Origin of the sequence: Paraburkholderia sediminicola, from assembly GCF_046026675.1 — a bacterium.
GTDB lineage: Bacteria > Pseudomonadota > Gammaproteobacteria > Burkholderiales > Burkholderiaceae > Paraburkholderia > Paraburkholderia sediminicola_F.
The window spans coordinates 3,322,266-3,344,145 of the sequence record NZ_JAQQEY010000002.1; the positions used below are offsets into that span (position 1 = coordinate 3,322,266).

Below are 21,880 nucleotides of genomic sequence, written 5' to 3' on the forward strand. Positions count from 1 at the left end.
CCGTCGATTCCGGTTGGGAGGTAACGCAGATTTATGACGATCAGCCTTCTTGTAGTCGAACCCGATCAATCCATTCGGGATCAGTTGCGCTTTCATCTTCACAAGAACCAGATCGCACTCTCCGTGCTGTATAGCGCGGCTCAGCTTGTCAGCCGGGTGGAACTGGAGTGTCCGTCAGCGATTCTGTTGCGCGCCGAATCGCCGATGAGCGAGGCGCGAGAGGCCCTCCGGCAACTGCGGCTGGCGGGCTACGACATGCCCATCTTCGTACAAAGCACCTCTGATGAGATCGTCGACAAAATCGTCGCCTTCGAATTGGGTGCGGACGACTATATCGTCGACCCAATCGATCCATACGAATTGACCGCCAGAATCAAGCGCGCTGTGCAACGCTGCAACCGATCGCTTTGCGACGCGCCGGAAATTCGTGAGAAGGTGTTGTTCGGCAGTTACCAGATAGACTTTGCTACGCGGCGTCTGCTCAAGGACGGTTGCGAAATCTCGCTGCGTTCCGGCCAGTTTGCGTTGCTCAAGCTGTTCGCAAGCAATCCGATGCGAATCTTGACGCGTTCGATGGTCAACAGCCAGCTAGGAAGAGCGGAGAGCCAGAAGGCCAGTCTGGATGTTGCAGTCTGCCGCTTGCGCGGCGTGATAGAGGCAGACCCGGCCAATCCCAGGTTCATTCAGACCTTGCGCGGACGAGGCTATATGTTCGTACCTGCGCTCGAGTAGCTCGAATAGCTCGAATAGCAAGCCTTGTATGAGGTAGGCGAAAGCGAACGGCATCGCTCGACACGTTGCGTGCTTGCCGCCATACCGCGCTATTTTTGACCTTCTTCTAACGCTAGCTGCATGATAGGCAGCGTCATCGCGGCGTCGATCACGTCAATGATGTCGATATAGTCGACATAGTCGGAATAAAGGTCACTGGTCGCCGCCAGCAGGCCACCGAACCCGTAATGGAAATCTGCCGGCACGATTGGCCTGAACCCCGAGGCATAGTGTGCCCGCGGCGCGCAGCTGCTCAGATCATCGGCAACGCCGGCAGACACGCTGTGATTCCCAAGTGCGAAAGCATTAATGCTCTCCTGGCGCAAACCATGGCGGATCGGAGGGCAGCAGATCGATGCCACGATCAGGACGACGATGAGGAGGCGCATAAGGGAAGTGTTCAAAGTTGATCTTGAAAGTCAGACAGCCATAGGACACCGAAGTTTTTTTGGCTCGATTACAATCTCTTTCTGCTGGACTGACCTACATGCGGCAACGAGATTCTGCAGCACTCAACCGCGCCGCAGACGCCCGCGGCCCGCAGGCGTAGAGGGGTCGTCCGCCAGAGTGTGGCGCTGACCGTTGCGATGCATTCGCACACGCTCCCGAATCTCGGCCGCGGTCGCGGCGCCTGGCACGGCAACGCAAGAGTACTCACCGTTGCGGTTGATCCATTCGACGATCCGGCAGCACTCGCCCCACGGCTGCATGAGCGGTGCGGACACGCGGCAGCCGCGTATCTTCACGACGTCGGTGGCGAGTGGTGCGCTAACGCCGTTGTCAGCCGCGCCGCGGGTTGCGGCAGCGGCGGCTGTCTTTTGGCCGGGCCGGAAACCGCGCGACTCGGCGCGATTCACAGGTGAGGAGACTTGCATGAGATTGCTCCACTGACGGATCTGTTCACCGGACATGGCCTCTTTGTCAGGCCATCGTAAAAGTGCCATACCATCATATCCAGACAACACGCAGAGACAACGAAGAAAGGATGGAGAAGTTGTGGAGATTCGTCGGCAAGTGTGGATTGACGTGGCATTCATCTAGAATTCAGCCATGCAAAGTGAAACTATCCAAATTCGTCCAAGCCGCCCTTTAGGAACCTTTCTCTCGCGCGCGCGGCAGCAGCGAACGAAGATGCGCTTTGGCATTACCTGGAAAATGTTTCTCGCCGTTTTAATCGCCTGTCTGGCGATTTCCCTGACGATGGGCTACGCCTTGCGCGTGAGCTTCGAAAACGGCTTTCTGCACTATGTTCGGGAACGCAACGCCGGGCGCATCAAAGCCGTCATGGCGAAGGTAACGAGCGAATACTCCGCTCACGGCAACTGGAATTTCCTGCGGGAGCATCCCGACGCATGGCTCGCGCTGCTGGACGGCGCCGCACACGACGCCCTGCGCGAGGAACTCGCCACGGCGCAGCTGGGCAAGCTGCCGGGCTGGAGAACCTTTCCCGGGAGCGGCAGCGTGCAGCAACTGCTTGGGCCGCTCTCCGGCCCGTCTGAAGGGCCGCACTGGGGCATGCGGCTGCCACCGGCGCCACCGTCCGGTCCGGACATCGCAATGGAGCGTGACCGTGTGTCGGCAAGCGGTGTCGTGGGCGGCGACGGTCGCTATGACCGGCCGCCTCCTTCAGCCCCTTTGGCATCGTCTCCCGTCTCGCCCCCATCGCACGACAGCATGACCCGTGACACGCCGCCCGAGGGGCCGCCCGTCACACTCTACGACGCCCGCCATGAACTCGTGGCGAGCACCGGCCAGCCGCCCCCACCCGGCAGCACGATGCGACCCGTCGTCTACGCCGGCAAGGTGGTGGGCTGGCTGGCCGTGAACGGGCCCGACACCCTTTCGGACGCCGCCGACATCGCCTTCCAGGCACAGCAGAAGCGCGCGACCTGGGAGATCGCGGGCGTGGCTATCGTGCTCGCGGCGCTAGTCGCGCTGGTCCTTGCGCGCATCGTGCTCGCGCCGGTCAAGCGCTTGATGAATGCGACCCACCGCCTGGCCGGCGGAGACTACACGGCCCGGGTGCCGGCCGGCAGACGCGACGAGCTCGGCCGGCTTGCGGGCGACTTCAACGTATTGGCCGATTCGCTGCAAAAAACCGAGCGCTCCCGGCGCAATTTCATTGCGGACATCTCACACGAGCTGCGCACGCCGCTCGCCGTGCTCCGCGGCGAGCTGGAAGCCATCGAAGACGGCGTGCATGTGTTCAACCGCGATTCGCTCACTTCGCTGCAAACCGAAGTGAACATGCTCAATAAGCTCATCGAAGATCTCTACGAGCTTTCTCTGAGCGATGTCGGCGCACTCAGCTATCGCAAGACGCCGACCCATGTCGGGCAACTGGCGCGGGCCTCGATCGAGGCCATGCGGGAGTCGTTCAAGGCGAAACGAATCGAGCTCGACCTGACCTGTATGCCGGACATTGCGGACACGACTTTCGCGGTCGATCCCGCGCGCTTCGTCCAACTACTGAAAAACCTGTTGCAGAATTCGTTGCGTTATACCGATCCGGACGGCCACGTGCGCGTGTCGCTTTCGCAAAGCGCCGGTGGTTGGCAACTCGACGTGCAGGACTCGCTGCCCGGTGTGCCCGAGGCCGCGCTCGCGCACCTGTTCGACCGCTTCTATCGCGTGGACGAATCGCGCAGCCGTCAGAACGGCGGTGCGGGGTTGGGTCTCTCGCTGTGCCACGCTATTGTGACGGCGCATGGCGGCACGATCGGCGCCAAGGCCTCTCCTTTGGGCGGCGTCTGGATCACTGCCCGCTTTCCATCGGAAGGAGACATGACAACATGACCGAAGGGCGCCCTTCGCACATCCTGATCGTCGAGGACGAACCCAAGCTCGCCGCCGTGCTCGAAGCCTATTTGCAGCTCGAGGGCTTCGTCACCACGATCCTCGACGACGGCCATCAAGTGATGCCCTTCATTCGCTCAACGCCGCCGGCGCTGATGCTGCTCGACCTCATGCTGCCCGGGCGCAGCGGCATGGACATCTGCCGCGAGCTACGGCAGTTTTCGGCATTGCCCGTCATTATCCTGACCGCGCGCATCGACGAAATCGACCGTCTATTGGGCCTCGAGATCGGTGCCGACGACTACGTCTGCAAACCGTTCAGCCCGCGCGAAGTGGTGGCGCGCGTCAAGGCGATTCTGCGCCGTGCAACGCCTGCCGCGGCGGCTGCGGACGGACTGCCACACGGGCAACAGGGTTCACAGGGCCTCCAGGTCGACGAACAGTTTCATCTTGCCTTACTCGACGGTAAGGAACTCAAGCTCACACCGCTTGAATTGCGGCTCCTCGCGCTGCTGATGAAATCGCCGGGACGCATTTTTTCCCGCGACTACCTGCTGAGCCATCTCTACGCGGATCACCGGGTGGTCACCGACCGCACCATCGACAGCCATATCAAGAACCTGCGCCGCAAGCTGCAGGGCGCACGGCCGGACAGCGAACCTATCGCGTCCGTGTACGGCGTAGGTTACCGGCTGGAAATCTGATCCATAAGATCAGACGTCTCTATATCGTCTTCATCTGACTCTGGCCGTTTTCGAATTCAGCTCGCCTTTTCCGCCGCCGTTGTATCAGGCGGAGGACTCCATTGCGCGAACTCGTCACTGAGAAAATCGACGCATACCCGCACTTTCGCCGACTGAGCGAGCCGCGCCGGATACACCGCCCACAGGTTCGCGGGTTGCGTGACATCCGGCAACACCTGCTGCAACTGGCCGTTGTCGAGCAAGGGCCGCACATCCCACATCGAGCGCAGCACGATTCCGCGTCCGGCCAACGCCCATTGCACGGCCACTTCACCGTGATTGGTCGACAGCGGTCCCGTGACCTTGATCGACGCCGCCTCGCCGCGCACCGTCAAACGCCACAGGCCGAATGGATGGTCGCGCTCCTTGATCGCGAGACACGCGTGCGACGAGAGGTCCGCGAGTTGTCGCGGCGCGCCGTGCCGCGCGAGGTACTCCGGCGACGCGCACAGTACCCGGTGATTCGACGCGAGCCGTTTGGCAATCAGATGGGGCGCGATTTCGTCGCCGATGCGGATATCGAGGTCGAAGCCTTCGCCGCCCACGTCGACGAGGCGGTCGAACAGATCGAGCCGCACGCTCAGTTGCGGATACCGGTCGGAGAACCGGGCCAGCGCGGGCGCGACGAAACGGCGGCCAAAGCCGAAGCTGCTGGAGATGCGCAACTTGCCGCCGGGGATGCGGCGCGTGGTGGAGACGTCTTCCACCAGTTGGTCAACGTCGTCGAGAATCTTTTCGGCCCAGGTGTAGACGCGTTCACCGGCTTCCGTAATCGCGACGCGCCGCGTGGAACGGTGCAATAAACGCGTACCGAGCGTAGTCTCGAGCACATTGATGCGTTTGCTGACGTACGCCGCGGACACCGACAGCGCCTCCGCCGCCGCGCTGAAACTCGATTTGCGCGCCACTTCGCAAAACACGCGCAAATCGCCTAGATCGGGTGATGGGACGGCGTTCATAGGTCGCTCGGTCGCAGATGGATTTGTACACGATTCGTGCACAGTGGCTTAACTAAAGCGACTATTTTAAGCTCAAACAGCAGGAATAAAATAGCCGCTATCGAACCATCGAAATACCCAACGGAGGAGCAGGTACATGTCGAAGACCTATCGGATTGCAGTCATACCCGGCGACGGCATCGGCGTCGAAGTGATGCCGGAAGCCATTCGCGTGCTCGAGACGGTGAAAAAACGCTTCGGCATCGAACTGGAGTATCAGCACATCGAATGGGCGAGCTGCGAGTACTACGCCAAGCACGGCAAGATGATGCCGGACGACTGGAAAACCCAACTGCAATCCGCCGACGCGATTCTGTTCGGCGCGGTCGGCTGGCCCGACACGGTGCCCGACCATATCTCGCTGTGGGGGTCGCTCCTGAAGTTCCGGCGCGAATTCGACCAGTACATCAACCTGCGCCCTGCCCGCCTCTTCGCCGGTGTGCCGTCGCCGCTCGCAGGCCGCAAGGCGGGCGACATCGATTTCTGGATCGTGCGCGAGAACACCGAGGGCGAATATTCGTCGGTGGGCGGCGTGATGTTCGAAGGCACCGAGCGTGAGTTCGTGCTGCAGGAATCCGTGTTCACGCGGCACGGCAGCGAACGCGTGCTGAAGTTCGCGTTCGACCTCGCACAACGGCGCGAGCGCAAGAAGATCACCGTGGCGACGAAGAGCAACGGTATCGCGATCAGCATGCCGTGGTGGGACAAATGCGCGGCCGGCGTCGCGGCGCAGTATCCGGATGTGACGTGGGACAAGCAGCACATCGACATTCTCTGCGCGCGCTTCGTGCTGAACCCGGATCGCTTCGACGTGGTGGTCGCCACCAATCTGTTCGGCGACATCCTCTCCGATCTCGGTCCTGCCTGCACGGGCACGATCGGCCTCGCACCGTCGGGCAATCTGAACCCGGCCCGCAAGTTTCCGTCGCTGTTCGAACCTGTGCACGGTTCGGCGCCTGACATCGCCGGCAAGAACATTGCCAATCCGATCGCGATGATCTGGTCCGCTGCGATGATGCTCGACTTCCTCGGCAATCACGAAGGCAAGGAACGCGAGGCGCATGACGCGATTCTCGCGGCGATCGAAGCGACGCTGATCGAAGGCCCGCATACGGGCGACCTCGGCGGCAAGGCGAACACCACCGAAGTCGGCCAGGCCATCGCGGCTAAACTCGCCTGAGCCTGTCGATCTGTCGATTCCAACCCTCTGCGAGGACACGTTCGAATGAACATGGAAGCCTACCCCATCGAAGTCGAATTCCCCGATATTTCGGTTCACGAGCAATCGTCGTCCGGCATCGCCTACGTTCATACGTTCGACTCCGGCGTGCCGGGACCGCACGTGATGATCAACGCGCTCACACACGGCAACGAAGTGTGCGGGGCGATCGTCGTCGACGAACTGCTGCAGCGTGCGTTGAGGCCGCGTCGCGGGCGCCTCACGCTTGCCTTTGCGAACGTTGCTGCGTATCGGCGCTTTGACCCGGCCAAGCCCGACGCCGCCCGCTTCGTCGACCAGGACTTCAATCGCGTATGGACCGCCGCGGTGCTCGACGATACGTCGCGCACGTCGAGCGAATTGGCCCGCGCACGCGAGATGCGCCCGGTGATCGACACAGTCGATGCGCTGCTCGATCTGCATTCGATGCACGAGAAATGCAAACCGCTGATCGTGGCGGGACCGCTGCAGAAAGGCATCGACCTTGCGGTGCGTCTCGGCACGCCCGCCACGGTGATCTGTGATGAGGGCCATCCCGAAGGCCGCCGCATGCGCGATTACGAAGGCTTCGGCACGGTGGATAGCGCGAAACACGCGTTGCTGATCGAATGCGGACAACACTGGGAACGAAGCGCGGTCGCCGTGGCTCGCGACACGACCGCACGCTTCCTGCTGCTGGCAGGCGTGATCGATGAAGCCGATCTGCCGGACGGCTGGCTGGCGCCGCTGCCGCCCACCCAGCATATCGTCCGCGTCACGCAGCCGGTGGTCGCGACCAGCATGGATTTTCGTTTCGCGGCGCCCTACACCGGCCTGGAGATCTTTCCGGATGCCGGCACGGTCATCGGCTGGTCGAACGGCGAAGCGGTGGTCACGCCTTACGACAACTGCATGCTCGTGATGCCGTCGCTGCGGCAGTTGCGGCCCGGGGTCACCGTCGTGCGGCTGGGCAAGATCGAACAAACCGTGACGAACACGAACGGCCGGTGACTCGGCTCATGCACATTCAAAAGGTAACGTGAAAATGAAGGTTCAAAGCATCAAGCAAAGCGTGAATCTGCAGAATCTGGAGGACTGGGGCACGGCGGGGCTCCCAGGCACGACGCCGATTCAGGTGTCCGGCGTGCAGCGCGTGATCAAGGGCAGCGAAGCCATCGACACCGGGATTTTCGAATGCACGGCGGGTACGTACCGCCGCTCGGTCAAGCAGGCCGAGGTGATGCACTTCCTCGCGGGGCGCGGCCGCTTCACGCCCGATAACGAAGAGACCATCCATTTCGAAAGCGGCGACACGCTCTTTTTTGAAGCCAATACCGAAGGTCTTTGGGAAGTCGAGGAAACCATGCGAAAGGTTTATGTGATCTTCTAAGCACGACCCCGGGCGCCGTCCTGGGCGCTCGCCCCCACGCCTGCTCCGCTCCTGGCGCACTCTGCGCCGCGGCATCTCCAGTCACTCCCACTGTCCTGTCGCGCAGCCTCATTCGATGGGCATCGGCACCATAGTCGGGTAATCCCGCGTTGCCCCTCATTGTCAAACTACTTACAGTTCGGCCTGTTCTTATAGAGAATCGACGTTCTTTATACGAACAAAACAGGCAAAATTATCGGCGCGCCGGGCACCTGCATCTTCTCGCAGATCAAGGCAGGTCAACCTGTCCGAGTACTATGCATTGTCGAAGCGCATCGATCTGTATGCGCTACAGGCGTTCCAGCGCACCAACGGCAACGCGCCCGGCACGGCTGGTTCGAGCCTCATCATCACGGCCGGCGCAACGCTCGGCGACGGCTTCCAGAGCGCGCCGTCGCCATCATCGCGCAGCCAGTTTGCCGCCGGCATAGGCATCGTGCACCGCTTCCAACCGGCGTACGATCGTAAAAGAAAGGAAGGCTCGTTACGGCGGGCCTTTACGTATTCTGCAGTCAGGAGACCACCATGAGCCGCAGCAACGCTGTGAACGTTCAAACGTTTATCAACGACCACCCCTTCTCGCCGTTCCAGTGGCTCATCTTTTCCATGTGTTTCATCATCGTCCTGCTGGACGGTTTTGACACAGCCGCGATCGGCTTCATTGCACCGTCGCTGATCGCCGAATGGGGCATCACCCGGCCGGCCCTCGCGCCGGTATTGAGCGCGGCGCTGTTCGGCCTCGCCTGCGGCGCGCTCGTCTCAGGGCCGCTGTCCGACCGGCTCGGGCGACGCTCGATGCTGCTCGGCTCGGTGCTGCTGTTCGGCGTGACCTGCTTCGCTTCGGCGTTCTCGAACAGCATCGAACACCTGACGATATTGCGCTTCGTCACCGGCGTCGGCCTCGGCGCGGCCATGCCGAACGCCGTGACGATGATGGGCGAGTACTGCCCCGATCGCCGCCGCGCGACCGTGATCAATCTGATGTTCTGCGGCTTTCCGCTGGGCGCGGCCTTCGGCGGTTTTCTCGCTGCGTGGATGATTCCGCACTTCGGCTGGCGCAGCGTGCTGATGCTTGGCGGTATCACGCCGCTGTTGCTGCTGATCGTGCTGGTGCTGAAGATGCCGGAATCGGTCCGCTACATGGTGGCCAACAACAAGCCGGTCGAACGGATCCGCGCAGCGCTGGCGCGCATTTCGAGCGACGCCGCACAGGCCGACAGCTTCGTCATGACCGAAACCGCGCCGCAAACCGGCGGCAAGGGCATGGGCGTGGTGCTCTCACGTTCGTACATCGTCGGTTCGGTGATGCTGTGGATTGCCTATTTCATGGGCCTCGTGATCTTCTACGCGTCGATCAACTGGATGCCGATTCTGCTGAAGGACGCCGGACTCACGCCGCAACGCGCGACGCTGATTTCCGCGCTGTTCCCGCTCGGTGGCGTGGGCGCCGTGCTGTGCGGCGTGCTGATGGACCGTTTCAACGCAAACCGCATCATTGCGGCCTGCTATGCGCTGACCGCGGTGAGCGTGTATTTCATCGGCCAGGCGGTTGGCAACGTGGGCGCGCTGGTGTTTATCGTATTCGTCGCGGGCGTGCTGATGAATACCGCACAGTCGTCGATGCCGGCGCTCGCCGCCGCGTTCTACCCGACGCAGGGTCGCGGCACGGGCGTGGCGTGGATGCTGGGGATCGGCCGCTTCGGTGGGATCGCGGGATCATTCCTCGTGGCAGAGCTGACGCGCCGCCACTTCACCTTTGGCGGCATCTTCGCGATGGTTGCGGTGGCGGGTCTGATTTCATGCGTGGCGTTGCTGATCAAACAGGCGGCACGGCCGCATGTGGCGGCAGAGACTGGCGCGAAAGCGGAGTCGTTCGGGCATTGAAAAAGCGGGAGGTGCGAGCAAAAAGGCACCGTCAGTCACTTCCCGATAAACTACGCCGTTATTGATTCGGGCGGCCATGGCAATGGTCAATACCACTGCCTTTGCACCGTCGTCCATCTAACGACAGGATTCACGTAATGAAACGCGTAGTTGTATCGGCCGTGCTCGCACTGTGCCTCGCGCAGCCGGCCGTTGAAGCCGTTGCACAAACAGTCAGCGATCAATGTTTTGCGATCGGCGATATTGCCGGCCAGGTGGCCTCGTGGCGTGCGCACAAGAAGACGAAAGCGCAGGCGCTTGATCAAGCGGCCAAGTACTACAAAGGTGAATCCGACCGGAAAGCAGTCTCCGCCATCGTCGAAAAGATCTACAGCCCGAACGCCCCTCACATGACGCCCGATCAGGCCAGCATGGCGTTCACCTCGGACTGTGCAAACCAGCAGAAATCGCAGGCACCCGCGCAGTAGTGCCTGCTATCCGCACGGCTATTTCGCCACACTAACGGCTAGTGCTTGCGGAACGCATCCAGTGACGTCAACGCGTTGCCGTGAAAATCGAACAACGTGTTGTTGTCCCACTGATCTCCCGCGCCGACCTTCCATCCGACATTTGGCGTCGGAATCCATTCCGGTTCCCACCAGAACACGCCCTTGCCGTGGCCACCGGGTATCGCCTTCACGATATCCGTCACCGCACCGATAAATTGCGCCTGGCCGGCCGGTGTCTGCGGGAAGGTCGTGGAGCCGGTATTAGTCATCGAGTTGGGTTCCGAATCGCCGTCGCTGGTGGTCCACGGATACGCGGCCTCGACGACCATCACGTCCTTGCCGTAGCGCGTCGCCATATCGTTCGCGTTGTTCTGCAAGTCGCTTAGCGAGCCTTGCCACTGCGGGTAGTAGGACAAGCCGATCACATCGAACGTGACGCCGCGTTGTACCGCGCTGTCGAACCACCAGCGGCTCGTTGCATTGTTGCCGCCGCTATCGAGGTGCAGCATGACCTTGATTCGTTCATCGACGGATTTCACCGCGTCGTGCCCGGCCTTCAGCAGTTGCGCGAGGTTGTCCCACTGGTCGTATTTGCCGAGCGGCCACAGCATGCCGCCCGTGATTTCATTGCCGACCTGAACCCACTCCGGATGCACGCCATCGCGCTTGAGCATCGTGAGGACCTTCGACGTGTACTCGGACAGCAACGCGCAGGTTTGCTCGATATCCTTGCCGGCCCAGTCGTGCGGCGGATACTGCTTGCCCGGATCGGCCCACCAGTCGCTGTAATGGAAATCGATCAATATGCGCATGCCGAGCGCAGCGGCGCGGCGGGCCAGAACGCGTACATGTTCGGCATTGTTGTAACCGGCGGCGGGACTTTGGTCGGCCGGAAAAAAGTTCGGATTGCCAGGATCGTTCCACACCTTGATGCGGATCGAGTCGACACCATGACTCTTCAGAATGAAGAGACAGTCGAGCGGCACACCGTGCTCGTAAAACTTCGCGTCATTGGCCTCGAGTTCCAACAGCGTCGACACGTCCGCACCCTTTGCAAACCCGCGGCCATGACCGAACAAGCCAAGTTCGCCGGCAACGGCGGGCACGCCGACCGTTGCGCCAACACCAGCGGCAGCCCCAGCAGATGCGAGCCATCCGAGCATTTCTCTTCTGTTCATCTGTCATCCTCCATCGATTGAATGGCGGTTCTTTTAGAGGCCGCCTGTTCCGGGTTGAAGCGCTTGAATTTTTGCCTCCAGTAACGCCTTCTTCTACCTTGCTAAAACGCTCTGACGCGAGGGCCTACGCGTTCCTCCACGCGCAGACATCGCCGGTTTTCAACTGTGAATGTCCCAGCACAAACGTCGCATTGCCCGGCGCAGGCGCTTGCACTTGCTCCGGGCCGAAGTTGAACGCGAAGGTCAGCTCGCCGCGTCGGCGAATGCGCAAACCGTCAGCCAGGTGTTGTGTCTCGATGCCGGCGTCGTTCGCAGCCCGCCGCAAAATCTCGCGATGCAACGCGTGCGACAACCAACCCGCCACATAACGAACCCTTCCGTGGGTAAGGATCGCCGGCCACGTGTCGTCGAATTGCGCGTCGACGGTCGTCTCGCCATTGGCGCGAACGTGCTCACGCCAATGCAGCGCAACGCCCTGCGCGTCTCCGATCGAAAGCGCTGGCGTAAGCGTCGGGCGCAGCGTTTCGACTTCGAGCACCTGCATCGGTAGAACGCGTTGCAACGCGCCGGGCGGCAAGCTCGAAGGAATGGCAAAGGTCGTGGTCTTCGAGCCGCTCCTCGGGCCGAATATCCATTGCGCCGAACTCCGCTCGATCTGGTCGACGAGCGTGTCGTCGATCACGGCAATACTCGGCACCACCACCAACCGGTACGGCGAAAGATCGGCCTTGCTCGACACGATATCGACGTCGAGGCCGAGTTCACGCAGCGCCTCATAGTAGTCGAACGCCAGCGTCTGATAGTCGAAGGTTTTGCCGTGCCGCTGAATCTCGAACATCCACTGCGTCTCGTAGTCGAACACGATCGCGGTGGCCGCGCGCGCCGGTGCACCGAGTCCGGACAGCGCTGCGGACGAGGCAATTTCACGCGCCGCCTGCCGCACTTCGAGGCCACCGGGCGACAGTTCGTTGTTCGGCAAGTTGAGACCCGAATGCATCTGCTCCTGCGCATACGGACACTGACGCCAGCGGAAATACGACACGAGTTCCGCGCCATGCGCGAACGCTTCATAGGCCCACAGCCTGACCATGCCCTTCGCGGGCACCGGATTCCACGGCGCCCAGTTCACCGGCCCGGCCTGTTGCTCCATCACCCAGAAACGGCCCGCGCCGATCGCCCGGTAGCGGTCGTGATCGAACGCGGAGACGTCCGGATGCGCGGTGCGTGCGTAGCGCGCCTTCTGCTCTTCAGTCAGTGCGATCGATTCCGTGCGCGCGATCGGATAGCTGTCCCACGCCGCCACGTCGAGCGCGTTGTCTTCCGCGAAACGGTAATGATCGAAGGTCGTGAAGAAACCCATGAAGTTGTGCAGCAGATCCGCCTCGGGCGCATGCTGACGCAGCACGTCGATCTGCTCGCGATGAAAGCTGGCTACCTCATCCGACATGAAGCGGCGAAAGTCGAGCAGATGGATCGGATTAGCGTCGGTGGGCGTGCGGTTCGGCAGGCCGATCGTATCGAACGACGGATACTCCATGCTCCAGAACACATTGCCCCATGCATCGTTCAGCGCCTCGACGCGCTCGTAGCGATGCTGCAACCACGTCTGAAAGCGCGCCAGTGCCGCGCCCGAATAGCTCGGCACGGTCTCGTGGCAGCCGAGTTCGTTATCGGTTTGCCACGCGACGATAGACGGATGCCGCCCATAGCGCTCCACCATCGCGGTCACAATGCGTACGCACTCACGCCGATAGGTTTCGCTGGAAATATCGTAGTGGCGACGCGAGCCGAAATTCCAGCGCACGCCGTCCGCACGCACCGGCAATACGTCCGGGTGTGCGTCGATCAGCCACTTCGGCGGCGACGCGGTCGGTGTGCCCAGCACGAGTTTCAGCCCCGCGGCCGCCAGCGTCTCGACGGCTTCATCGAGCCACGCCCAGGTGAATTCGCCGGCGCGCGGTTCCATCCGGCTCCATGCGAATTCGGCGATCCGCACATGCGTGATGCCGAGCTCGGCCATACGTTTTGCATCGTCGGCCCACATCGAACGCGGCCATTGTTCGGGGTAGTAGCAAACACCAAGTTGCATGAGAAAGTCTCTTTGTTAAATGACGGCGAACGGGCGATCAGCCCTTGCTTGCGCCAAAGGTCAGGCCAGCGACGAAATGCTTCTGCATCAGGAAGAACATCAGCACCGAGGGCAAGGCGGCGAGTACCGAGCCGGCGGCAACCAGATTCCACGCCGTCGTCCATTGGCCTTTAAGCGCGGCGACGCCCACCGTGATCGGTGCAGCCTCATCGCCTTGCGTGAGGCACAGCGCCCAGAAGTAGTCATTCCAGACAAACGTGAAAACGAGAATGCCCAGCGCGGCAAGCGCAGGCCGGATCAGCGGCAGCACGATGCGCCAGTAGATCGTCCATTCGTTCGCCCCTTCCACGCGCGCCGCCTCGATCATCTCGAACGGCAACTGCTTGATGAAGTTACGCAGAAACAGCGTGCAGAAACCGGTCTGAAACGACACATGAAAAATCACCAGCGCCCACACGCTATTGAAGAGGCCCACTTTCAGCGCCATGTCGCGTACCGGGATCATCAAAATCTGGATAGGTACGAAGTTGCCGGCGACAAAGGCGAACAGCACAGCGGTATTACCCTGGAACCGGTAGGTTGCCAAAGCAAAACCCGCCATCGAAGCCAGCACGATCGCGCCGATCACCGAGGGCACCGTAATCAGCACGCTGTTGGCGAAGTAATGCAACATCGGCGTTTGCGTGAGCGCCGTGCCGTAGTTTTCGATTAACGCAAAATGCTTGGGCCAGCCCCAGTAGTCGCCTTGCGATAACTCATCCGAAGAGCGGATCGACGTGACGAGCACGGCCAGCATCGGCAGCAGCCAGATCAGCAGCGCGAGCGGCAACGACGCTTTGTACAACGTGCGGTTGAGCGGTTTCCAGCGTTCGACGGGAAGCGGATACATGACGCGTGACTCCTGGAAATCAGTGTTCTTCGCGCAGCATGCGGCGCAAATGGAACACGATGTAGACGAGCATGATGGCGAACAGCACGACGGCAATCGCCGCGGAATAGCCTTCGCGGTAGTACTTGATCGCCTGGTCGTACATGTAATAGGCGAGCACGGTCGAGCTATCGAAAGGACCGCCGCCGCTCATCACCGCAATCAGGTCGAAGCTCCGCAGCGCGCCGATCACAGTCAGCACGACTGCCATGAATGTGGCGGGCCGCAGTTGCGGAAGAATCACGTGCCATAGCAGACGCACGCCTTTTGCTCCCTCCATGCGCGCCGCCTCGACCACTTCGGAATTGATGCCTGTCAGCCCGGTGAGGTACAGCACCATGCAGAACGGCGTTTGCGGCCACAGCGCGGCGAAGATGATGCCGAAGGTGACCGTGTGCGGATCGCCGAGCACCGGAATGCCGTGACCGACGATCAGACGCAGCAAGCCGAAACCCGGATCGTAAAACCAGCTGAACACAAGCCCGACCACCACGCCCGATAGCACGAATGGCGCGAAAAACAGCGACTTCACGACCCGCATGCCACGGATATGCTGGTTCAGATACAACGCGAACAGCAGCCCGAGCGGCGGCGCCAACAGGAATAGTGCGAGCCAGATCAGGTTGTTCTTGAGCGCCGTATAAAACGTGTCCGCATGAAACAGTTCGATGTAGTTATCGAAGCCCGCGAACGTCTTCGGCGTCATGCCGTCCCAGTTGTAAAAGCTGAGCGAAATACTGCTGATGATCGGGTAGACCACGCACAGGCAAAACAACATACAGCCCGGCAGCAGGAAGAAAAGCGCCGCGCGGTGCTGATGACGGCGCGTCGTGGAGACGTGCCGGTGCCGCGCCGCGGGTAGGCGGCGCGCTGCGGAATGAGACATGATCGGGCCTCGTCGGAGATCTAAGGCGAGCGCCAGCGCTTGCTGCCCTGCTGGCGCTCCGGGGCTTACTTCTTGTAGATGCGCTTGCGGGTCGCTTCGAGGCGGACGAGCACGGCGTCGAGTTGCGACGGATCGCTGTAGAACTGCTGCATCGCCTTCATGCCTTCGTCGGCCATTTCCTTCTGCATGTCGCGATCGTAGAACTGCGCGATGCCGCCCTTCGTGCTAGCAAGGGTCTGGAAGCCGACCTTCGAAATCTCGTCTTCGGGTTCGGCCGATTGGCTGTTCGACGGCAACTGCCCCCAACCCTTCGCGAGATCGGCGTTGATCTGCGGCTGTTCCATGAAGGCCAGCAGTTTGCGGGCATCGGCCTTGTTCTTCGCTTTCGCCGGAACCAGCAACACATTGACCGGACCGTCTTCGGCCATGGGCACGTTCGCGTCGATTACCGGGAAACGGAAGAAACCGGTCTGCGGCCGGACTGAGGCCGGGATGCTCGCCGAGAAGAACGTGCCCATCAGCATCATCGAGGCCTTGCCGCTCACGAGAAACGGCGCGATCGAATCGAGGTCGTAGGAGAGCGCGTTGTCGATGAAGTAGTGATCGTCGATCAGCGTTTTCCACGCGGCGTAGACCTTTTTAACGCGTGCATCGGTGTAGGGAATTTCGCCGGCCATCAACTGCTGATGGAATGCGTTGCCGTTGATGCGCAGGTCGAGATAGTCGAACCACGCGGCAAGCGTCCAGCTATCACGTGCTGCAACGGCGATCGGTGCAACGCCGCTGGCCTTCAGCTTCTTGCAGGCGTCGAGAAATTCATCCCAAGTTTTCGGCTCGCCCTTGATGCCGGCCTTCTCGAACAGATCCTTGCGATAGAAGAAGCCGTAGGCGTCGTAGCCGAGCGGCGCGGCGTACTGCTTGCCCTTGTACGTCGAAGCTTCCTTCACCGACGCATATTGCTGCGACCAGCCGTTCTTGCTCCAGTCGGACGACAGGTCTTCGAGCAAGCCGCGTTGTGCGTAATACGCCATGCGCTCGCCGTCGTGCCACGACACCACATCCGGCGGATCGGTGGCGAGCCAGCCGCCCATCTGCACCTTGTACGCTTCCTCGGTGATGTAGGTCACCTTGAGGTCGACGTCGGGATTGGCTTTCTTGAACTTGTCGAACGCGTCCTGCCACGTCGAGCGCTGGTTGCCGCGCGCCGATACGTTGACGGTCAGCGTGGCCGCGTCGGCCGCGGTGGCGCAGAGTGTGCCTGCAACCAGAGCGGCCGCAATCGACGCGTATGCCAGACGACGAAGGCGAAGAGAAATCATCTTATGTCTCCTTGACTACCTTGTTGGCTGACAGCGGCTCGCTGCCAGACGATGTACCCGCTCTTTGGCGGAATAGGGTTTTCTGATCAAGCGGCAACCCGCTCGGGCTCGAACGTGCTGCGCCGAAGTGCAACACCGTCCGCATCGAACAGATGACATGCGGCAGGCGGAACGTGAATGCAGATGCGCTCGCCCGACCCGATCGGCGTATCGCCCGCGGCCTTGGCGATGAGCGTGCCGGCCTCATGATCCGCGTGAATATAGCTGTGCTCGCCGAGCCGTTCCGATAGCACCGTGACGCACTGAATGAACTGCTCGTCACCGGACAGACGCAGATGTTCCGGGCGCACGCCGAGCGTGACGGGCTGGCCGCGCTGAAGACGTTGGCCGTCCACGTGAGCGACCAGCCGTTCGCCGCTTTCCGTCAGCGTGACGGCCACCTTGCCCGCTTCGATCGAATCGACCACGGCATCGATGAAATTCATTCTCGGCGAACCAATGAAGCCCGCCACAAAGCGCGACTTCGGATGGTGATACAACTCGAGCGGCGCGCCGCTCTGCGCGATGCTGCCGAAGCGCTCGGCATCCGCTCCCGCGTGCAGCAACACGATTCTGTCTGCAAGCGTCATCGCCTCGACCTGATCGTGGGTCACATAGACCACGCTCGCATTCGCGAAGCGCTGGTGCAGGCGGGCGATTTCGACACGCGTCTGGCCGCGCAATGCGGCGTCGAGATTCGACAGCGGTTCGTCGAACAGGAACACGCCGGGTTCGCGCACGATCGCCCGGCCGATTGCAACACGCTGCCGCTGCCCGCCCGAAAGCGCTTTCGGATAGCGGTCGAGGAAGGCGTTCAGTTGCAGAATGCGCGCGGCTTCGCGCACCTTCCGGTCGATCACGTCTTTGGGTTGCTTCGCGAGTTTCAGGCCGAACGCCATGTTGTCGAACACGGTCATGTGCGGAAACAGTGCGTAGCTCTGGAACACCATCGCCACGCCGCGCCCGGCGGCGGGCACATCATTCATGAGGCGGCCGCCGATGTGCAACTCGCCTTCGCTCAGGTCTTCGAGACCGGCGATCATTCTCAGCAGGGTCGACTTGCCGCAACCCGAGGGTCCGAGAAACACGCAGAACTCGTGCTGCGCGATCTCGAGATTCACGCGCCGGATCACCGGCGGATGGTCACCGTACGACTTCTGCACGTTCGTAAGACGAATCGTAGCCATGCTGCTGCCTCCTGGATTTAACCGCTTAAATTTTTGTAAAAAATAAACGGCCGGCTCTTGTGCAGCAGGCATTTAATCGCTTAAATTCGATCTCGAGAGAAAAAGTCATGGTGGGTGTCTCCGCTGTATTTTCCAGCAAGTTATCAATGTCATCGATTGCTTGCAACATTTGAATCGCGCTCCCTGAATATGGGATAAATAGAATATGGTCACCCTGTCCGAAGTAGCGAAGCGCGCGCACGTTACCGCCGCCACTGTTTCCAACGTCCTGCGCAACCGCGAGAAGGTCCGCCCGGAAACGGCCGAACGCGTGCTGAAGGCCATCGCCGATCTCGGCTACCGGCCCAATCTGAACGCACGCGCACTGGCGGAGGGCCGTTCGTCGACTTTGGCCTTGATGCTGTCGAACATCTCGAATCCGTTCTACCCCGAGTTCGTGTCGGCCGCCGAGCGAGCGGCACGCAAAGCCGGCTACTTTCTGATGGTTTGCAATACTGACGACGATGCGGAGATCGGCCGTGCGTATCTGAACCAGATCGCCGGCACGCTCGCGGACGGTGTCCTCGTGATGAACACGGACATCGCGATCAACGATTTGTGCGCGTCGGCCACGCACAGCGCGCCGATCTTGCTGGCGATGTGGGAACACCCTGAGGCGCCGCCCGCACTGCCCTGCATCGCAGTGGATTTTGCCCATGCGGGTGCGCTTGCCGCGAGGCATCTGCTCGAACTCGGCCACCGCGAGATCGGCCTGCTGATCGGCGACGGTTGCGGCGGCTTGCAGGATGCGCGCTCCAACGGATTTCGCGCGGTAATGCGCGAGGCCGGAATCGAAACAGACGCTGCCGCGGTGCTGCAGATCCGCGACTCGATCGACGCCGGCTACGCCGCCTGCATGCAGTTGATGGCGAGCCGCCCTCACCTCACCGCGATTTTCGCGACCAACGATCTGCTGGCGATCGGTGCGGCACAGGCGTTGATCACGCTTGGCCGCGCCGTGCCGAACGATGTGTCGGTCATCGGCATTACGGACATTCAACTCGCGCACCAGGTGCATCCTGCATTGACAACGGTTGCGATCCAGACGGCGGCCGTCGCGGAGTTGTCGATCGAGAGTCTGATCCGTCTGATCCAGACGCCTGAACAGCAACCGTCGATGGTGCTCGCGCCGCCGCCGCAACTCGTCGTACGCGCTTCGACGGGGCCGCGGCGGGTGCGTTGAAATAGCGCTTTTAACTGCGCGCCGCTGACTGCAAGCCAACACGTCTGCTTCATTCCGTTTACAGTTTGCGGCAAGCACTTAAAATAAGCCGCTCGAGACAACGGCGTCTGAACGGATCCCGAGGTTGATGGCGATTCACCAGACCGCCTTCGATGCACACCGCATCGACAATCCAACGGAGGAGACATGCAGACAGGACGCAAGCTCGCAGCAGTCATGGCGTGGGCCGTCACGTGGGCCGGCACAGCGGCGCTGACGTGCCACGCCGCCCGCGCCGATGAAGTCCCTGTGCAGACCGTCACACTCGCGGGCCTCGCGCAGCCCTCGGACATTCTGATCGACCGCTGGGGCGTGCCGCACATCTTCGCGGCGAGCGAAAGCGACGCCTTTTTCGTTCAGGGCTTCAACGCGGCCCGCGACCGGCTCTTCCAGATCGACTTATGGCGCCGCCGCGGCCTCGGCGAACTCGCCGAGGTATTCGGTCCGGCGTATGTCGAACAGGACAAAGCCACCCAACTGTTTCTCTACCGTGGCGACATGAACGCCGAATGGAAACGCTACGGCCCCGACGCGAAGCCCGTCGCCACGCGCTTCGCCGCCGGCGTGAACGCATACATCGACTGGCTTGCCGCGCACCCGGACCAGATGCCCTATGAGTTTCGCAAAGTCGGCTACTGGCCGGCGAAATGGTCGGCCGACGACGTCGTGCGCATTCGCAGCCACGGCCTCACGCGCAACCTGACAAGCGAGGTCGAGCGTGCAAAGGTGGTCTGCAAGAGCTCGCTCGATGCCGACTCGGTCCGCTTCGGCTTGCAGCCGGCGTGGCAGCCGCATATGCCCGAAGGGCTCGACCCCTGCCTGCCGGACGATGTGCTGAAAGTCTTCACGCTCGCCACCCAAAACGTACGCGTGACACGTGAATCGTTGAAGAGCGCCGACGCATCGACCACCGTCATTGCCGCCGCCGACAATCCCGAGGAAGTTACCGAAGGCAGCAACAACTGGGTGATCGCACCGGACAAATCGGCCACCGGACGCGCGATCATGGCGAACGACCCGCACCGCGCATATACGGCGCCGAGCCTGCGCTATATCCAGCAGATCAGTACGCCGACGCTTGACATCATCGGCGGCGGCGAACCCTCGGCGCCGGGCATCTCGATCGGGCACAACGGCTCGATCGCGTATGGCCTCACGATCTTCAACATCGATCAGGAAGACCTCTACGTCTACGCATTGAACCCGGTCAATCCACATGAATATCGCTACCGGGGTCACTGGGAGCCGATGCATATCGTGCGGGAGACCATCGCCGTGCGCGGCGGCGCACCGGTCGTCGCCGATCTGGCGTTCACCCGGCATGGTCCGGTGATCTACACCGAGGACGCAAAGCATCGGGCATTCGCCGTTCGCACCGCGTGGCTCGCACCCGGCATGTCGCCGTATTTCGATTCGGTGCGTTACATGCGCGCCAAAAACTTCGCGCAGTTCAAGAGCGCGCTATCGACATGGGGTGCGCCGACCGTCAATCAGGTGTATGCGGACACGCATGGCGACATCGGCTGGGTGCCGAGCGGTCTCGCCCCGAAGCGACCGAACTGGGACGGCTTGATGCCCGTGCCGGGTGACGGCCGCTACGAATGGGCCGGCTTCTGGCCGCGCGACGACATTCCTTCGGCCTACAACCCGAAAGCCGGCTATTTCACGACGTCCAACGAGATGAACCTGCCCGCGGACTATCCAAACGCCGAGCGCAAACTCGGCTTCGAATGGACGAATAGTTCGCGGCATCAACGCATCGACGAAGTGCTCAAGGCGCTGCCGAAGGTGTCGATTGAAGACTCCGAACGCTTGCAGAACGACATCGAATCGATCCCGGCCCGACGCCTCGTCGCACTCCTCACGCCGCTCTCGAGCGACAACCCCGACACGCGCGCCGCACTCACCATGCTGAAGGGCTGGGATGCGCAGATGCGTGCCGATTCCGCCCAGGCCGCGCTCGAAGAGGTGTGGTTGAGCCGGCATCTCGGCAGCGCGTTCAAGAACGCCGTCTTGCCGAAGACTGCCGCGGCGTCGTTCGGGGCGCCGGATACCGCCGTCATGCTGGACTCCCTCGAACATCCCCAGGCACGCTTTGGCGAAAATGCCGAGGCGAAACGCGATGCGGTGCTGCTGGCAAGCCTGCATGACGCCTACGGCGAAATGGTGCAGTTGCAAGGTACGGATGCGAGCCGCTGGCAGTGGGGCAAGCTGCAAACCAACCTGAACGCGCATCCGTTCGCCGACCTCGTCGATGCCGGCATGCGTGCGAAGCTGAACGTCGGCCCGCTCGGCAAAGGCGGAAGCGCCTACACGCCGAATCAATCGACGTATCGAGCGAGCGACTTCCGGCAGACCAATGGGCCTTCTTTCCGGGTGATCGTCGACGTCGGCAACTGGGATAACTCGCGTGCCGTCAACCTGCCGGGCGAATCCGGCGATCCGGACAACCCGCACTATCGAGACCTTGCGCAGATGTGGCTCGACGGCCAGTACTTCCCGCTGCTTTATTCGCGTGCGGCTGTCGAGGCCGCCACCGAAAAGCGCATCCATCTCGTGCCGGGTGCACAGACGAATTGACCTGCTCCGCCGCTGCCGCAGCAGAAAATGCTGTGGCGGCGTGAAAAAAAAGCGCCGCACACCGTCAAAGGCCCGCCGGGATGATTTCATTGACTGCGGCGTACGC

19 protein-coding genes and 1 pseudogene are annotated in these 21,880 nt (G+C 61.7%); 11 read left to right on the plus strand and 9 right to left on the minus strand.

Annotation, left to right across the window (positions count from 1 at the left end):
• Nucleotides 1-33: 33 nt before the first annotated feature.
• On the plus strand, nucleotides 34-732 hold the full coding sequence (locus PQQ86_RS34580; RefSeq protein WP_408277548.1) for a winged helix-turn-helix domain-containing protein: 699 nt from the start codon (nucleotides 34-36) through the stop codon (nucleotides 730-732).
• 89 nt (nucleotides 733-821) lie between these two features.
• On the opposite strand, the gene PQQ86_RS34585 is transcribed toward PQQ86_RS34580, so the two are convergent.
• Both PQQ86_RS34585 and PQQ86_RS34590 read right to left on the minus strand, forming a co-directional pair.
• A complete protein-coding gene (locus tag PQQ86_RS34585) occupies nucleotides 822-1,175 on the minus strand; it encodes a hypothetical protein (protein ID WP_408277551.1) in 354 nt (117 codons plus the stop codon).
• 108 nt (nucleotides 1,176-1,283) lie between these two features.
• On the minus strand, nucleotides 1,284-1,481 hold the full coding sequence (locus tag PQQ86_RS34590) for a DUF2866 domain-containing protein (RefSeq protein ID WP_408279431.1): 198 nt from the start codon (nucleotides 1,479-1,481) through the stop codon (nucleotides 1,284-1,286).
• Nucleotides 1,482-1,902: 421 nt separating this feature from the next.
• Between PQQ86_RS34590 and PQQ86_RS34595 the strand changes: the two genes are divergently transcribed.
• Together PQQ86_RS34595 and PQQ86_RS34600 are read left to right on the plus strand one after the other, a co-directional pair.
• Nucleotides 1,903-3,567 (plus strand): ATP-binding protein, encoded by a 1,665-nt coding sequence (locus tag PQQ86_RS34595; protein ID WP_408277553.1) that lies wholly within the window; start codon nucleotides 1,903-1,905, stop codon nucleotides 3,565-3,567.
• Nucleotides 3,564-4,271 (plus strand): response regulator, encoded by a 708-nt coding sequence (locus PQQ86_RS34600; RefSeq protein WP_408277556.1) that lies wholly within the window; start codon nucleotides 3,564-3,566, stop codon nucleotides 4,269-4,271. The genes PQQ86_RS34595 and PQQ86_RS34600 overlap by 4 nt, the downstream gene beginning before the upstream one ends.
• Before the next feature lie 56 nt (nucleotides 4,272-4,327).
• Here the strand turns inward: PQQ86_RS34600 and PQQ86_RS34605 are convergent, their stop codons facing one another.
• Entirely contained in the window at nucleotides 4,328-5,269 is a 942-nt protein-coding gene (locus PQQ86_RS34605) for a LysR substrate-binding domain-containing protein (protein ID WP_408277558.1), read from the minus strand.
• Nucleotides 5,270-5,405: 136 nt separating this feature from the next.
• Between PQQ86_RS34605 and PQQ86_RS34610 the strand changes: the two genes are divergently transcribed.
• The 6 genes and pseudogenes from PQQ86_RS34610 (at nucleotide 5,406) to PQQ86_RS34635 (ending at nucleotide 10,286) form a co-directional block, all read left to right on the plus strand.
• Nucleotides 5,406-6,488, plus strand: coding sequence for a tartrate dehydrogenase (locus PQQ86_RS34610; protein ID WP_408277562.1), 1,083 nt, complete (start codon nucleotides 5,406-5,408; stop codon nucleotides 6,486-6,488).
• A gap of 45 nt (nucleotides 6,489-6,533) precedes the next feature.
• Nucleotides 6,534-7,517: a M14 family metallopeptidase gene (locus PQQ86_RS34615; protein WP_408277567.1), complete on the plus strand. Its 984-nt coding sequence runs from the start codon at nucleotides 6,534-6,536 to the stop codon at nucleotides 7,515-7,517.
• A 34-nt stretch (nucleotides 7,518-7,551) separates the two neighbouring features.
• Complete coding sequence (locus PQQ86_RS34620; protein WP_154562467.1) at nucleotides 7,552-7,896, plus strand: cupin domain-containing protein; 345 nt, start codon at nucleotides 7,552-7,554, stop codon at nucleotides 7,894-7,896.
• A gap of 265 nt (nucleotides 7,897-8,161) precedes the next feature.
• A pseudogene (locus PQQ86_RS34625) lies at nucleotides 8,162-8,383 on the plus strand (porin); the annotation flags it as partial.
• Between the two features lie 77 nt (nucleotides 8,384-8,460).
• Nucleotides 8,461-9,819, plus strand: a complete 1,359-nt coding sequence (locus PQQ86_RS34630) for an MFS transporter (RefSeq protein WP_408277571.1) — start codon at nucleotides 8,461-8,463, stop codon at nucleotides 9,817-9,819.
• 137 nt (nucleotides 9,820-9,956) lie between these two features.
• On the plus strand, nucleotides 9,957-10,286 hold the full coding sequence (locus PQQ86_RS34635; protein ID WP_408277574.1) for a hypothetical protein: 330 nt from the start codon (nucleotides 9,957-9,959) through the stop codon (nucleotides 10,284-10,286).
• A gap of 38 nt (nucleotides 10,287-10,324) precedes the next feature.
• Here PQQ86_RS34635 and PQQ86_RS34640 read toward each other — a convergent pair whose 3' ends face one another.
• From PQQ86_RS34640 to PQQ86_RS34665, 6 genes are all read right to left on the minus strand, one after another.
• On the minus strand, nucleotides 10,325-11,485 hold the full coding sequence (locus PQQ86_RS34640) for a glycoside hydrolase family 53 protein (RefSeq protein ID WP_408277577.1): 1,161 nt from the start codon (nucleotides 11,483-11,485) through the stop codon (nucleotides 10,325-10,327).
• Nucleotides 11,486-11,609: 124 nt separating this feature from the next.
• The gene (locus PQQ86_RS34645; RefSeq protein WP_408277579.1) at nucleotides 11,610-13,574 is read right to left on the minus strand and encodes a beta-galactosidase; all 1,965 of its coding nucleotides are present in this window, start codon (nucleotides 13,572-13,574) and stop codon (nucleotides 11,610-11,612) included.
• A gap of 37 nt (nucleotides 13,575-13,611) precedes the next feature.
• On the minus strand, nucleotides 13,612-14,463 hold the full coding sequence (locus PQQ86_RS34650; RefSeq protein WP_408277582.1) for a carbohydrate ABC transporter permease: 852 nt from the start codon (nucleotides 14,461-14,463) through the stop codon (nucleotides 13,612-13,614).
• 19 nt (nucleotides 14,464-14,482) lie between these two features.
• A complete protein-coding gene (locus PQQ86_RS34655; RefSeq protein WP_408277585.1) occupies nucleotides 14,483-15,388 on the minus strand; it encodes a carbohydrate ABC transporter permease in 906 nt (301 codons plus the stop codon).
• A gap of 65 nt (nucleotides 15,389-15,453) precedes the next feature.
• Complete coding sequence (locus tag PQQ86_RS34660) at nucleotides 15,454-16,707, minus strand: ABC transporter substrate-binding protein (protein ID WP_408277587.1); 1,254 nt, start codon at nucleotides 16,705-16,707, stop codon at nucleotides 15,454-15,456.
• An 86-nt stretch (nucleotides 16,708-16,793) separates the two neighbouring features.
• Complete coding sequence (locus PQQ86_RS34665; RefSeq protein ID WP_408277590.1) at nucleotides 16,794-17,933, minus strand: ABC transporter ATP-binding protein; 1,140 nt, start codon at nucleotides 17,931-17,933, stop codon at nucleotides 16,794-16,796.
• Between the two features lie 205 nt (nucleotides 17,934-18,138).
• Between PQQ86_RS34665 and PQQ86_RS34670 the strand changes: the two genes are divergently transcribed.
• Together PQQ86_RS34670 and PQQ86_RS34675 are read left to right on the plus strand one after the other, a co-directional pair.
• Nucleotides 18,139-19,155 carry a LacI family DNA-binding transcriptional regulator gene (locus PQQ86_RS34670; protein ID WP_200618448.1) on the plus strand — a complete coding sequence of 339 codons (1,017 nt, stop codon included), beginning with the start codon at nucleotides 18,139-18,141 and terminating at the stop codon, nucleotides 19,153-19,155.
• A 186-nt stretch (nucleotides 19,156-19,341) separates the two neighbouring features.
• Nucleotides 19,342-21,774: a penicillin acylase family protein gene (locus tag PQQ86_RS34675; protein ID WP_408277594.1), complete on the plus strand. Its 2,433-nt coding sequence runs from the start codon at nucleotides 19,342-19,344 to the stop codon at nucleotides 21,772-21,774.
• The last annotated feature ends 106 nt before the right edge of the window (nucleotides 21,775-21,880 follow it).

What these genes read in the sequence shown, in the direction of transcription:
- PQQ86_RS34580 (WP_408277548.1), top strand. Translation starts at nt 34, where the DNA reads ATGACGATCAGCCTTCTTGTAGTCGAACCCGATCAATCCATTCGGGAT.
- PQQ86_RS34590 (WP_408279431.1), bottom strand. Translation starts at nt 1,481, where the DNA reads ATGCAGCCGTGGGGCGAGTGCTGCCGGATCGTCGAATGGATCAACCGC.
- PQQ86_RS34595 (WP_408277553.1), top strand. Translation starts at nt 1,903, where the DNA reads ATGCGCTTTGGCATTACCTGGAAAATGTTTCTCGCCGTTTTAATCGCC.
- PQQ86_RS34600 (WP_408277556.1), top strand. Translation starts at nt 3,564, where the DNA reads ATGACCGAAGGGCGCCCTTCGCACATCCTGATCGTCGAGGACGAACCC.
- PQQ86_RS34605 (WP_408277558.1), bottom strand. Translation starts at nt 5,269, where the DNA reads ATGAACGCCGTCCCATCACCCGATCTAGGCGATTTGCGCGTGTTTTGC.
- PQQ86_RS34610 (WP_408277562.1), top strand. Translation starts at nt 5,406, where the DNA reads ATGTCGAAGACCTATCGGATTGCAGTCATACCCGGCGACGGCATCGGC.
- PQQ86_RS34615 (WP_408277567.1), top strand. Translation starts at nt 6,534, where the DNA reads ATGAACATGGAAGCCTACCCCATCGAAGTCGAATTCCCCGATATTTCG.
- PQQ86_RS34620 (WP_154562467.1), top strand. Translation starts at nt 7,552, where the DNA reads ATGAAGGTTCAAAGCATCAAGCAAAGCGTGAATCTGCAGAATCTGGAG.
- PQQ86_RS34630 (WP_408277571.1), top strand. Translation starts at nt 8,461, where the DNA reads ATGAGCCGCAGCAACGCTGTGAACGTTCAAACGTTTATCAACGACCAC.
- PQQ86_RS34635 (WP_408277574.1), top strand. Translation starts at nt 9,957, where the DNA reads ATGAAACGCGTAGTTGTATCGGCCGTGCTCGCACTGTGCCTCGCGCAG.
- PQQ86_RS34640 (WP_408277577.1), bottom strand. Translation starts at nt 11,485, where the DNA reads ATGAACAGAAGAGAAATGCTCGGATGGCTCGCATCTGCTGGGGCTGCC.
- PQQ86_RS34645 (WP_408277579.1), bottom strand. Translation starts at nt 13,574, where the DNA reads ATGCAACTTGGTGTTTGCTACTACCCCGAACAATGGCCGCGTTCGATG.
- PQQ86_RS34650 (WP_408277582.1), bottom strand. Translation starts at nt 14,463, where the DNA reads ATGTATCCGCTTCCCGTCGAACGCTGGAAACCGCTCAACCGCACGTTG.
- PQQ86_RS34655 (WP_408277585.1), bottom strand. Translation starts at nt 15,388, where the DNA reads ATGTCTCATTCCGCAGCGCGCCGCCTACCCGCGGCGCGGCACCGGCAC.
- PQQ86_RS34660 (WP_408277587.1), bottom strand. Translation starts at nt 16,707, where the DNA reads ATGATTTCTCTTCGCCTTCGTCGTCTGGCATACGCGTCGATTGCGGCC.
- PQQ86_RS34665 (WP_408277590.1), bottom strand. Translation starts at nt 17,933, where the DNA reads ATGGCTACGATTCGTCTTACGAACGTGCAGAAGTCGTACGGTGACCAT.
- PQQ86_RS34670 (WP_200618448.1), top strand. Translation starts at nt 18,139, where the DNA reads ATGGTCACCCTGTCCGAAGTAGCGAAGCGCGCGCACGTTACCGCCGCC.
- PQQ86_RS34675 (WP_408277594.1), top strand. Translation starts at nt 19,342, where the DNA reads ATGCAGACAGGACGCAAGCTCGCAGCAGTCATGGCGTGGGCCGTCACG.